Raw genomic sequence first — 11,961 nt, 5'->3', positions numbered from 1 at the left:
CTGTGGTAGTTACCGCCTCGGCTTGTTCCAAATACAGGAAAGCTGGGGCGGTTTCTGTATGTTTGCCCACTTTTTGACGACTACTATACAATTCCCGCCTTTTTAGCGTTACCCAGAAACTAATTTTAACACGGATGCAGCTGCATCCCAGTATTTTATGAGAAACTTCTTTTGGTGGTGTGCCGGCGCCGACGACCGCATTCTGGCACAGTGCCCTAAATCTGAACACATCAAGTTTGGCGGTATAGGCGCTACCGTTTTGTTTACCGGCATCCTGGCCTCCCTTTCGGGTGGTTACGCCCTCTACACCGTGTTTGACTCCGTTCCCTTCGCCGTGGCCTTTGGCCTGTTGTGGGGCGCCGTCATCTTTAACCTGGACCGTTTCATTGTCTCCACCCTCAGAAAAGAAGGCAAGTTTGGCCGCGAGTTTCTGCAGGTGCTGCCGCGTATCTTGTTGGCGCTGGTGTTGGCCATTGTGATTTCCAAGCCTTTGGAGCTGCGCATCTTCCAGAAGGAGATTGACAGCGTGCTCATGGAGAAGAAGGCCGAACTGGCCCTGGAGCACCAGAAGCTAGTGAACAAGCAGTTCACCGAGACCGACTCGGTGCGCAAGGACATTGACCGCCTCAAGGCCGAGATGGCCACCAAGTCGGCCCAGCGCGACACGCTCTACACCCAGATGTCTGCCGAAAGCGACGGCACCGGCGGTACCAAGAAAATAGGTCGAGGTCCTATTTACACCGAGAAGAAAGCCCAGCATGACAAGATCGACCTGGAGCTGAAGCAACTGCAGGAGCAAACCACCCAGCTCATTGCCGAACGCCAGAAACGCATAGACACCCTCACCGCCCAGCGCGACAAGAGCATTGCGCAGGGCAAGGAGCGCTTCGATAATTACGGTGGCTTGATGGCGCGCATTGAGGCCATGGAGAAGCTTCCGTTGCTGCCCAGTCTCTTCATCACCCTGCTATTTATCTGCCTGGAGACCGCGCCTATCTTCTCCAAGCTCATTTCCAAGCGTGGACCCTATGATGACCTGCTCCGCGATGTAGAGTCTGAGGTGGAACTGGACAGCTTGGAGAAACTGGAAGGCCGCCGCCGCGAATACGACACCCGCAAAGCCATTGAAGACGTGGGCAAAGACGCCCGCATTGAGCACTACAGCTACAACCGCCGCGAGACCGTCAAGGCAGACGCTGATGCGGATTTGGAACTAGCCCGAACCAACACCCAAGCCCGCCTGAAAACCGGCAAAGAGAAAATTCGCCGCGAGACAGACGCGTACATGGATTTGGTGTAGCACTGTTCTAGAAAGATACACCCAATATAAACGAAGAAGCCGCTCCTAATCATGGGAGCGGCTTCTTCGTTTATATGTACTTCGTATTTGGGGCTGCTTTTCAGAAAACAGGCCAAAAACGAAATGCTACTAATTACGTCTTGCAGATGAAATCAAAAGAAGAAGGTAATACATCAGAGACAAGGTGATGCCTGGTCTCTACAATTAACACGCATTTCGTCCCCTTTGAAGGGGGTAGGGGGATGATTACACCCTCGCGAAACTTCCCACCAAAGGCTACGGTCTTTCTATCAACTCTGGGCGGTTGGTAATGACGCCGTCTGCGCCGTTTTTAAAGAGCTGTTTGATGTTCTCGGGGTCATCCTCTGTCCAGACGAAGGTCTTGAAGCCCTGGTTGTGCAGCGAAGAGATAAAGGACTTGGACGCGAAGTGGCGATGAATGTTGATGGCGGCGGCTTTGTGGTAGCGGTCCAGGCTGCCAAACTTGAACTCGTGGTCAAAGAAGATGGGTAGAAACGGCACCTTGCCCATCATGAGCTTGTGCGTGGGAATCATGAAGTCTGACTGCCAGATGCGCTCCAGAATGGGGTCATAGAAGGACTGTAGCACGCACCAGTCCGTGGCCTTGTGTTCACGCAGCAGGTCCAGGGTTTTCTGTTCCAGGCCTTCGTAGTAGTCTTTTTCGCCTTTCTTGAGCTCAATGAGGAGTTTCTTCTTGCCCCGTACGACCTTCAGCACCTGCGCCAAGGTGGGGATGCGTTCGCCTGCAAAGGCAGAGTCCAGCTTGCGGCCGGCGTCCAGTTTTTTAAGTTCTTCTAGGGTGAGGTTGGCTATTTGGCCGGTACCGTTGGTGGTGCGGTCCACGGTGGCATCATGGATGACCACCACTTCACCGTCTTTGCTCAGGTGCACGTCAATCTCAATGAAATCTGCCTCAGTCTCTATTGCCTTTTTAATGGCTGCCAACGTGTTTTCGGGGGCCTGGTGAGAGGCGCCGCGGTGGGCAATGACAGAGACTTTTCGGCCTTTGTTGTTCATGAGTTTTACCTTGGCGTTGGGGTCTGAGGGAGTGCAGGAAACTACCGCTAACAGTAGTACGGGCAGAACAAACCGAAAGATGGATAGGGAAGAACAGGTAAATCTTTCAATCATAAAGACTTGTCCCGGCAGGGGTGGCTATCGCTTAGAAAGATAACTCAACTGTAAAATGTCACCAAGGTAAAAAGGGTGGCGCAAAGGCAATTAGAGGATGTCTACCTGGCGGGTGATGCTTTCCTCTAGAGAGATGATGGTCTCTGTACGCTCCACGCCCGGGATGATCTGGATCTTCTCATTCAGAACCTCACGCAGGTGCAGGGTGTCACGGCAGACAATCTTGGCAAACATGCTCCACTGGCCAGTGGTGTAGTGCATCTCCACAATCTCGGGCACTTCGCGCATCTGCTCCACGGCCTGCTGGTACACAGAACCCTTCTCCAGGTAAATGCCAATGAACGCGCAGATGTCAAAGCCCACCGCGTTGGGATTGATCACCAGATGAGAGCCTTTGATGACGCCCAGTTCCTCTAGTTTTTTCATGCGCACGTGTACCGTGCCGCCAGAAACCTGTAACTCTTTCGCTATATCTGTATACGCCCGGGTGGCATCCTGCATCAGCATGGATAAAATCCTCCGGTCAAGATTGTCAATTTCTGAAACTTGAGGCATTGTGTAGAGCTCTTTTTATCAAATCAACAACAAAAATAAACATATTTTAATGATGTACTAATATATAAATTTTATCCTTACAATATTATCAATTAAAAAGCATGTTTGGTATGTTTGTGTTAAGTAATAATTGATTTTGTTAACACATTTATAAAAAATAGAAGGCATGCAAACTGATCTTATAGAAGACGCCGAAGTTTCTCTGGAGGCCACCCTGGCGCAGGTAAAGAACCCTGCCACCGTAGATGTTCTCAAAGTACAACAGGCTATCATACGGGCAACGCACACGTTTATGTTCAACCGCGGCTTGGTGCAACTCATGCCCCTCATGCTGTCGCCCATCACAGACCCCTTGAACCACGGGGTGGTAGACGCCGCTATTTCCTACGCCGGAAGTCGCTGGAGCCTCACCAAGTCCATGATTTTTCACAAGCAGCTGGCCCTGTTGAACGAGGAGCTGGACGCCATTTATATTGTGTCGCCTAACGTGCGCCTGGAGTTCGCCGATCGTGCCTTTACCGGTCGCCATATGTTTGAGTTCACGCAAATTGACTTTGAGTTTAAGAACCAGGATGGCGCTTATGTTCGGCAGTTTATGGAAGATTTGGTGGAATATATTTTCTGCGCCGTCAACGCGCAATTGCCGCAAATTGTGGCTAAATACAGACCTGGTTTACTGCCTGTTTTTGACAAATTAAAGGTGTTTAGAACAGAGGAATTGGAAGCCCAACACGGCCCTGATTTTGAGCACATCAAATCCAAGGAATCAAGTGCGCCGTTCTGGCTTTTGAACCACCGCCGCGAGTTCTATGACAAAGAAGACCTGAGCCGCCCGGGCACGTTCCTCAACTATGACCTCATCTGGCCAGAAGGTTTTGGCGAAGGCTTGTCTGGCGCAGAGCGCGAGCATGAGTACCACCAGATCCTAAAACGCATGGAAGAGACGGGCACCAACCAGGAGGTGTTCAAAAACTACCTAGAGGTGGCCAAGGACGGTCTGCCCGTGACGGCCGGCGCCGGCTTTGGCGTGGAGCGCATGGCCCGCTACATCTGCCGCGTGCAGGACATCAACGACGTGACGCCTTTCTCCAGAAGACCAGGCCAGCCGGCGCTTTTCTAAACGTTGCGTAGAGGAAGAATCGTTTTTGGCTTGTTTTTCAGGAATCAGGTCAAGAACGATTTCTCCTTTTAAATTGCCCTCAAGCATAAACGCACGTAGCTGGTTTAGGCGGCAGAAACGTAGTACAGATACCTAGAGCCAAACGCTTTCCCTCATGCCCACCCAGAAGCACTTTATCATAGATTTTGACAGCACCTTCACCAAGGTAGAAGCCCTGGACGTGCTGTGCACCATCTGCATCCCAGACCCCGAGCAACGCCAACAGACCCTGCGGGAAATCCAGCGCCTTACCGACCTGGGCATGGAAGGCGAGATTCCCCTGACCGAGTCCCTGGAACGCCGTCTGGCCCTCCTGAAGGCCAACCGCACGCACCTGGCCGAGCTCATCCGGCAGCTGCACGGACAAGTGTCAGAATCATTTAAGCACAACAAGGCGTTTTTTGACGCTTTCCGGGAAGATATCTACATCATCTCCAACGGGTTCAAAGAGTTCATTGTGCCCATTGTGCAGGAACTGGGCGTGAAGCCCGAGAACGTCTTCGCGAACAGTTTTGAATATGACGCAGACGGCAACATCACCGGCTTTGACCGCGACAATGTCCTGACGCAGAACCAAGGCAAAGGCAAGCAGATTCTGGCCTTGAACTTGCCCGGCGAAATCTACGTGATCGGTGACGGCTACACGGATTATGAAATCAAAGGCGCCGGCATCGCCGACAAGTTCTACGCCTTCACGGAGAACGTGGAGCGCGAAAGCGTCATGGACAAAGCTGACCACGTCACGCCCAGCCTGGACGAATTCCTGTACGTGAACAACCTGCCTAGCGCGCTGTCCTATCCTAAGAACCGCATCAAGGTCTTGGTGCTGGAAGGCATCCATGACAAGGCCATCCAACTGTTCAAAAACGAAGGCTATCAAGTGGAAGTGGTGAGCGGCGCCCTAGAAGAAGACGAACTATGTGAGCGGATCCACAACGTGTCCATTCTCTGCATCAGGTCCAAGACGCAGGTCACCGCCAAGGTGCTGGAAAACGCCACCCGGCTCATGGCCATTGGGGCGTTCTGCATAGGCACCAACCAGATTGATTTGACCACCTGCACTGAGCGCGGCATCATTATCTTCAACGCGCCTTACAGCAACACCCGCAGTGTGGTGGAACTGGCCTTGGGCGAAATCCTTTTATTGTCCCGCGGCATTGTGGAGAAGAGCAACAAACTGCACCAGGGCATCTGGGACAAATCAGCGGCGGGGGCTAGGGAGATACGTGGTAAGAAGCTGGGTATTATGGGCTACGGAAGCATCGGTTCTCAACTATCTGTTCTGGCTGAGTCGCTGGGGATGGAGGTGTATTTCTATGACATCGTGGACAAGCTGGCGCTGGGCAATGCCAAGGTCTGCTACTCGCTGGCAGAGTTGCTGGCCATCTCAGATATTGTAACTCTGCACGTAGACGGCCGCCAGGAGAACAAGCATTTGATAGGCGCGCAGGAGTTTGAGAAGATGAAGCCGGGTGTTCTGTTCCTCAATTTGTCGCGCGGGCACGTGGTGGATTTGGAGGCGTTAACGGCCAACATCAAAAGCGGAAAGATTAAAGGCTGTGCCGTTGACGTGTTCCCGTATGAGCCTAAAAACAACGATGAGGTATTCCAGTCTGAACTAAGAGGCCTGCCCAACACCCTGCTCACCCCGCACATTGGCGGCAGTACCGAAGAGGCGCAGGAGAACATTGCCCAGTACGTGCCTTCCAAGATGATAGACTACATCAACACGGGCGGCTCTTACAACAGCGTCAACTTCCCTAACCTGCAACTTCCCGAACTCAGAAACGCGCACCGCCTCATTCACGTGCACCGCAACGTGCCGGGCATCCTGGCTAAAATCAACAACGTGCTGGCGGCGCACAACATCAACATCCTGGGCCAGTACCTAAAGACCAACGAGACCATCGGGTACGTGATCACCGACGTGGACACCACCTATGACCGCTCCATGACCCGTGAACTGAAGCAGATTCCAGACACCATTAAGTCCAGAACGCTGTATTAAGTTTTGAGACACAAGAAGCAAGATGTAAGACACAAGATTCAAGACACAAGATTTATTTCATTAAGCGATTTAAGGACGAATAGATTGAGAAGCGTTTTTGGCGTATTTTCTGGAAACTAGGCCAAAAACGAGAGTAGAAGTGTGCAATGGGACTTGTATTCTAACTCCTGCTCATTTCTAAAATCTCCACATCTTCAAATCAAAGAATAGTACATCAGCACATTAACCAATTAGCACATTAAACAAAATGGCTTCTGTTTACTTCACACCCGGCCCGGCGCAGTTATACCCAACTGTTGAGAGACATCTGCAACAGGCATTGGATAATCAGGTGCTTTCGCAGTCGCATAGGAGCCAGGGATTTAAGGAATTGTACAAGCGGGCAGACACGGCGCTCAAAGAGCTGTTCCAACTGCCTGCGGGCTATGCCATTTACTTTACGGGGTCCGCTACGGAGATTTGGGAGCGAAGCCTGCAGAGTCTTACGGCTAACACGTCCTTTCATCTGGTGAACGGCTCCTTTTCCATGAAGTACCTGGAGCATGCGCAGTGGCTGGGAAGAGAGGCAGACGCGTATCAAGTACCGTTCGGAGAGGGGTTTGACATGGCCCAAGTGCACGTGCCAACGCAGGCAGAACTGATAGGCATTGCTCAGAATGAGACCAGTTCCGGCGTCTGCACGCCCGTCTCAGACATTCATGCTTTAAAGGCCCGTTACCCAGAACCGTTACTGTCGGTGGATATGGTCTCAGGAGCACCCTATGCCCAACTGGACTTCAATCTGGTAGATACAGCGTTCTTCTCGGTACAGAAAGGGTTTGGCTTGCCTGCGGGATTGGGCGTATGGCTGGTGAACGAAAAATGCTTAGCCAAAGCGGCTTCTTTACAAGGGCAGCAGTACACGGGTGGCCATCACAGCATTGCCATGTTGCATGAGTTTTACCAGCAGTTCCAGACGCCGTGTACGCCAAACGTCCTGGCCATTTACCTGCTCACGCATGTGGTGGAAGACATGCTGGCCAAAGGCATAGACACCATCAGAAAGGAGACAGAGGTCAAAGCCGAGATGGTGTACAATTTTCTAGAAGAGAGCGAGTTGTTCCAACCATTTGTGCAGGAGCCTGCCCATAGGTCACCCACCGTGATAGTAGCCGAGGTGAAGGGGAAACCTGCTTCTGACGTCATCTCCAAGTTGAAAGAGCAGGGTTTAGTATTGGGATCGGGGTACGGGAAGTACAAGGATCAGCACGTGCGCATCGCTAATTTCCCGGCGGTCTCTGAGGCCGACATGGAGCGATTGGTAAAGGCGCTGAGGTTATTGTAAGAAATTTGTTTTTGGCGTGTTTTCTGGAAAACGAGCTAAAAACGGGTTGGCGATGTCTCATCTCTTCCAGTGAATCCCAAATAAAACAAGTTCGTAGGATAGGGCATGTGTCACTAATTCCATGTCCAACCTATGAAAAAAAGTCTACTTGCTTTAGTACTCGCCTCTATCTTAGTAGGGCTGGCGCCTGAGGTGTTTGCCACTGAGACAGTCACCACTTCCACCACTACCTGGAAACTGCCTATCTTCAAAAAGAAAAAAACCGCCAAGCTAAGCCGCGCCGCCACGGCTAAAAAATATAACCCGGTGGTGAAAAGAGCTAAGAAAGGCACCAGCAAACCGAAGCGTAATTGGTAAGCGTTTTAACTCAAACGCATTTCCCCCTTATGCCATTTAGAGACTGTGTTGCTCCCCCCCCCCCCAACAAAAAAGGCCCGCTAATAAAGCGAGCCTTTTCTTTTATCCTCGTTGCTTTCGCCACATCTCATTAAACGACTTCGGCGCAGCCAGAAGGGGCTCCCGGCGTTTACTCCAAGTGTCCTTCTGGACATGGCGCAACACAAAGTTCTTGACCGAGGCGGGCGCCAGATTAAGGAGGGTGCGGCTCTTCATGCCACGTACCCAGAACTTAAAGGCCAGCTTTTCATTCTTATCCACCAGGCCTTCGTCCACGCTTTGTTTGCGGTTCAATAAGAGCAGGTTGTGCAGGTTGATTTTCACCGGGCATACGCTGGTGCAGGCGCCGCAGAGCGAACTGGCAAAACTCAAGTGCTTGTTTTCTTCCATGCCCGCCAAGTGCGGCGTAATCACCGATCCAATAGGGCCGCTGTAGGTGGTTTCATAGGTATGGCCCCCAATGTTCTTGTACACGGGGCACACGTTCAAACAGGCGCCGCACCGGATGCAATTCAAGGCCTCACGCTGTTCTGGCTGGGCCAATAGGTTGGTGCGGCCGTTGTCTAGCAGGATGACGTACATCTCCTCGGGGCCGTCTTTCTCGGTGGGCTGGCGCGGGCCGGTCAAGATGGTGTTATAGATGGTCACGTTCTGGCCGGTACCGCTGGTGCTGAGCAAAGGCCAGAACAAGTCTAGGTCATGCACAGACGGCAGCATCTTCTCAATCCCCACAATTGCTATGTGCGTCTTGGGGAAGGTAGTAGACAGACGTGCATTGCCTTCATTCTCTGTGAGTGCAATGCCGCCAATGTCTGCCAGAATGAAGTTTGCGCCAGTCACGCCCACTTCTGCGCTGGTGTATTTGTCGCGCAACAGCTTTCGGGCGGTAGCCACTAGTTCTTGGGCATCATCCGTCAAAGGAATGCCCAGTTTCTTGGTGAACAGCTCAGAGATGTCTTTCTTGGACATGTGCATGGCGGGCGTCACAATGTGGTAGGGGCGCTGCTCGGCCAGTTGCACAATGTATTCGCCCAGGTCGGTCTCTACGGTCTCAATGCCATTCTTCTCCAGAAACTCATTCATGTGAATCTCCTCGGTGATCATGGACTTTGACTTCACCACCGATTTGGCACGCTTGCGTTTCATGATGGCGCCAATCTCGCGCAGGGCTTCTTCATCATTCTGGGCCCAGATGACCTTGCCGCCGCGCTTGGTAAAGTTGTTCTCAAACTCCACCAGGTACTTGTCCAGGTTGTTGATGGTCTGGGTCTTGATGAAGGACGCGCGCTCCCGGGCCAACTCATGGTGCTCATAGGCCTGCATGCCGTTGTGCACGGCCGCGTTGTACTTGCCAATATTGAAACGAATCTTCTGCCGGTGGTCCAGGTCAAAAGCCTTGGCCTCTGAGTCCAGCAAAAACTGTTTTAGTTTAGTGCTCAAGGTAACTCCTCTATGTTGTATAGGCTACTCGCTATGTATGCTTGATTGCCTGTGTTTTGTCTATAGGTCTTCGTTTTTAGGCTATTTTCTGGAAAACAGGCTAAAAACGGCGGTGCAAGTTCTACTTTTCTTCAAGAAAACAAACATCCCCACAAAACTAACGACCAAACCTGCAAGAAGATATACTTTCAAAGAAAAAGGAGAGGCCAACGCCTCTCCTTTTTCTTTGAAACAGTCCTGAGTTCTGAGTTTCATTTTTGACTCAAGACTCGCGACTCAGAACTCAGGACTGAAATAAGCGAAGCTTATTTCTTATTGCTGTCTACTTTGATGCGCTCGGTGCGGTTGGCCAGTTCCCAAGCGGTGTGGAATACCAAACGGCTTACTTTTTCAGCAGACGGGAAGTTGATTTTCTCCACGTCATCGGTTGGCTGGTGGTAGTCATCATGCACGCCGTTGAAGTAGAACGCGATTGGAATACGGTGCTTGGCGAAGTTATAATGGTCTGAACGGTAGTAGAAACGGTTCGGGTCATTAGGGTCGTTGAAGGTGTAGTCCAACTCTAGGTTAGAGTACGTCTTGTTGACATTCTCAGAGATGGCGTGCAGCTCAGAAGAAAGCTTGTCAGAGCCAATCACGTAGATATAGTCTGGCTTGCCTTCGTGCTCTTTGTCATGACGGCCAATCATGTCAATGTTCAAGTCAGCCACGGTGTTGGCCAACGGGAACACAGGATGATCTGTGTAGTACTCAGAACCTAACAGGCCTTTTTCCTCGCCGGTTACGGTCAAGAACAAAATGCTACGACGTGGTCCGGCTCCGGCTTTCTTAGCCTCGGCGAAGGCTTGGGCCAGTTCCATCACGGCTACGGTACCAGAACCATCATCATTGGCGCCATTGTATACCACGCCGTCTTTGATGCCTTCATGGTCATAGTGCGAGCTGATCACAATCAGTTCGTCTTTCAGGTCAGAGCCTTCCAGATAGCCCAATACGTTTTCAGTTGGCAACGGCTGGCGCTTGCGCTCGGTCTTTACTTTCACGCCAGTGGCGGGCTTAAACGTAGAGGCCACCGGCTTGCCGGCTTTGGCTACGCTAGCGCCGTAGGCAGTTAAATTAGTGGTTTTGGTGTTCAACAACGCTGAAGCCATGGTAGGCGACACCATCATCAAGGCGGCACGTGGCTGAGTAGCTGTAGCGCCAAACCCGATGGACGGGCGCGTCAAGGCGTTGGCGTAACGGCCGGTCATTTTTTGGAATTCCTCATCTGTGGTGCCCGTTACCAGCAGTACTGCTTTGGCGCCTTTTTTAGTGGCTGCGGCAGCTTTGGTACGTGGGTCTTGGCTCCAGGTGCCCATCTTGTCAGTGCCACTGATCATATAAGTACCATCGGCTTTCTTAGGCTCACCGGCCAGGACCACCACTACTTTGCCGGTCACGTCCAGGTTGGTGTAGTCTGAGTAGGCCGGGTCGTCAATACCGTAGCCCGCAAATACCACTTGCGCGGTCTCTTCTGCCTGGAACGGCGAAGCGCCCAGCACAAAGAAGTCTTTGCCCATGGTGTATTTCTTGCCAGCAATGGTCATGTAGCCTTCGCCCCATGAGCTTTCTTCCAGGTCAAAGGTTTGATAATATGGATTAGCACCAGTTTTCACTGGACCTGTTAAGCCAATGTTCCGGAAGTGCTTAGAGATATAATCAGCAGCCATCTTCTGCCCACGACGACCCGTTTCACGACCTTCCAGTGAATCTGAGGCTAGGATGCGCAGGTGTTTCTCAAGGTCTGCTGCGGTGATAGTGCTGGCGTACTTGGTTGGGTCTGCGGCAATGGCGCCTACCGCCTTAGCGGCCGTGCTCACCGCGTCTGCGCCAGATGCAGCCGGGGTCTGGGACGTTGAACACGCCGACAAAAAGGCGGCGGCCATGCCCAGGGTATACAAATGCTTTTTCATGTACTGGAGTTTGTTTGTTGTTTTGGTAGTCTAATGATAGGCAAAGTTGCGGCTAAAATCAAGTTTAAACCGTTTTTGGCCTGTTTTCTGGGTTTAGACTGAAAACTGGGGAGAAGGTTTAATTGGCTACTCTATGAATCAATACCGTGGCATAGGCGGCTACGCCTTCCTTCTTACCCACAAATCCTAATTGCTCCGTGGTGGTGGCTTTAATGGAAATATCGTCCTCCGGAATGCCCATCACCTCGGCCAGGCAGGTTTTCATACCAGGGATGTGCGGGTTTACCTTTGGCTCTTGCAAGCAGACGGTGGAGTCAATGTTGCCTACTTCATAACCCTTCTCTCTCAGCAACACCATCACCTCGCGCAACAGAATCTTGCTGTCAATGCCTTTGTATTTGGGGTCTTTGTCTGAGAAATGGTAGCCAATGTCACGCAGGTTGGCGGCTCCTAGCAGGGCATCACAAATGACGTGAATGAGGACGTCTGCGTCTGAGTGGCCCAGGGCACCGTGCGTGTGCGGGATTTTGATGCCGCCCAGCCAAAAGTCCAGTCCTTCCTGTAATTGGTGCACGTCATAGCCGAAGCCGGTTCTTATGTGAAAACTCATGGTATTGTTTAGATAGTGGACATAAGATGCAAGATATAAGATACAAGACAGAGATGCGTCAAAGA

Annotated in this window: 10 protein-coding genes; 5 read left to right on the top strand and 5 right to left on the bottom strand. The window is 51.7% G+C overall.

Annotated elements, in window-relative coordinates:
- Nucleotides 1-157 precede the first annotated feature (157 nt).
- Nucleotides 158-1,300: a DUF4407 domain-containing protein gene (locus TH61_RS04725; RefSeq protein WP_066506488.1), complete on the top strand. Its 1,143-nt coding sequence runs from the start codon at nucleotides 158-160 to the stop codon at nucleotides 1,298-1,300.
- A 276-nt stretch (nucleotides 1,301-1,576) separates the two neighbouring features.
- Here the strand turns inward: TH61_RS04725 and TH61_RS04720 are convergent, their stop codons facing one another.
- Nucleotides 1,577-2,452 (bottom strand): glycerophosphodiester phosphodiesterase family protein, encoded by an 876-nt coding sequence (locus tag TH61_RS04720; RefSeq protein WP_082780295.1) that lies wholly within the window; start codon nucleotides 2,450-2,452, stop codon nucleotides 1,577-1,579.
- A gap of 90 nt (nucleotides 2,453-2,542) precedes the next feature.
- Nucleotides 2,543-3,007, bottom strand: coding sequence for an Lrp/AsnC ligand binding domain-containing protein (locus tag TH61_RS04715; protein ID WP_066506483.1), 465 nt, complete (start codon nucleotides 3,005-3,007; stop codon nucleotides 2,543-2,545).
- A gap of 166 nt (nucleotides 3,008-3,173) precedes the next feature.
- Here TH61_RS04715 and TH61_RS04710 point away from each other — a divergent pair, with 166 nt between their 5' ends.
- The 4 genes from TH61_RS04710 (at nucleotide 3,174) to TH61_RS04695 (ending at nucleotide 7,855) form a co-directional block, all read left to right on the top strand.
- The gene (locus TH61_RS04710; protein WP_066506481.1) at nucleotides 3,174-4,127 is read left to right on the top strand and encodes an asparagine synthetase A; all 954 of its coding nucleotides are present in this window, start codon (nucleotides 3,174-3,176) and stop codon (nucleotides 4,125-4,127) included.
- 154 nt (nucleotides 4,128-4,281) lie between these two features.
- The gene (gene serA / locus TH61_RS04705; RefSeq protein ID WP_066506479.1) at nucleotides 4,282-6,174 is read left to right on the top strand and encodes a phosphoglycerate dehydrogenase; all 1,893 of its coding nucleotides are present in this window, start codon (nucleotides 4,282-4,284) and stop codon (nucleotides 6,172-6,174) included.
- A gap of 247 nt (nucleotides 6,175-6,421) precedes the next feature.
- Nucleotides 6,422-7,498: an aminotransferase class V-fold PLP-dependent enzyme gene (locus TH61_RS04700; RefSeq protein ID WP_066506477.1), complete on the top strand. Its 1,077-nt coding sequence runs from the start codon at nucleotides 6,422-6,424 to the stop codon at nucleotides 7,496-7,498.
- Nucleotides 7,499-7,630: 132 nt separating this feature from the next.
- Entirely contained in the window at nucleotides 7,631-7,855 is a 225-nt protein-coding gene (locus TH61_RS04695; RefSeq protein WP_066506475.1) for a hypothetical protein, read from the top strand.
- A 102-nt stretch (nucleotides 7,856-7,957) separates the two neighbouring features.
- On the opposite strand, the gene TH61_RS04690 is transcribed toward TH61_RS04695, so the two are convergent.
- The 3 genes from TH61_RS04690 to ispF form a co-directional block, all read right to left on the bottom strand.
- Nucleotides 7,958-9,334 carry a LutB/LldF family L-lactate oxidation iron-sulfur protein gene (locus TH61_RS04690; protein WP_066506472.1) on the bottom strand — a complete coding sequence of 459 codons (1,377 nt, stop codon included), beginning with the start codon at nucleotides 9,332-9,334 and terminating at the stop codon, nucleotides 7,958-7,960.
- 305 nt (nucleotides 9,335-9,639) lie between these two features.
- Complete coding sequence (locus TH61_RS04685; protein ID WP_066506471.1) at nucleotides 9,640-11,286, bottom strand: M28 family peptidase; 1,647 nt, start codon at nucleotides 11,284-11,286, stop codon at nucleotides 9,640-9,642.
- A 118-nt stretch (nucleotides 11,287-11,404) separates the two neighbouring features.
- Entirely contained in the window at nucleotides 11,405-11,896 is a 492-nt protein-coding gene (gene ispF / locus TH61_RS04680) for a 2-C-methyl-D-erythritol 2,4-cyclodiphosphate synthase (RefSeq protein WP_066506468.1), read from the bottom strand.
- Nucleotides 11,897-11,961: the final 65 nt, after the last annotated feature.

Source organism: Rufibacter sp. DG15C, assembly GCF_001577755.1.
Taxonomy (GTDB): Bacteria; Bacteroidota; Bacteroidia; order Cytophagales; family Hymenobacteraceae; genus Nibribacter.
This window is presented reverse-complemented; position numbering and strand designations above follow the sequence as displayed.

What these genes read in the sequence shown, in the direction of transcription:
- TH61_RS04685 (WP_066506471.1), bottom strand. Translation starts at nt 11,286, where the DNA reads ATGAAAAAGCATTTGTATACCCTGGGCATGGCCGCCGCCTTTTTGTCG.
- TH61_RS04695 (WP_066506475.1), top strand. Translation starts at nt 7,631, where the DNA reads ATGAAAAAAAGTCTACTTGCTTTAGTACTCGCCTCTATCTTAGTAGGG.
- TH61_RS04715 (WP_066506483.1), bottom strand. Translation starts at nt 3,007, where the DNA reads ATGCCTCAAGTTTCAGAAATTGACAATCTTGACCGGAGGATTTTATCC.
- TH61_RS04720 (WP_082780295.1), bottom strand. Translation starts at nt 2,452, where the DNA reads ATGATTGAAAGATTTACCTGTTCTTCCCTATCCATCTTTCGGTTTGTT.
- TH61_RS04700 (WP_066506477.1), top strand. Translation starts at nt 6,422, where the DNA reads ATGGCTTCTGTTTACTTCACACCCGGCCCGGCGCAGTTATACCCAACT.
- serA (WP_066506479.1), top strand. Translation starts at nt 4,282, where the DNA reads ATGCCCACCCAGAAGCACTTTATCATAGATTTTGACAGCACCTTCACC.
- ispF (WP_066506468.1), bottom strand. Translation starts at nt 11,896, where the DNA reads ATGAGTTTTCACATAAGAACCGGCTTCGGCTATGACGTGCACCAATTA.
- TH61_RS04710 (WP_066506481.1), top strand. Translation starts at nt 3,174, where the DNA reads ATGCAAACTGATCTTATAGAAGACGCCGAAGTTTCTCTGGAGGCCACC.
- TH61_RS04725 (WP_066506488.1), top strand. Translation starts at nt 158, where the DNA reads ATGAGAAACTTCTTTTGGTGGTGTGCCGGCGCCGACGACCGCATTCTG.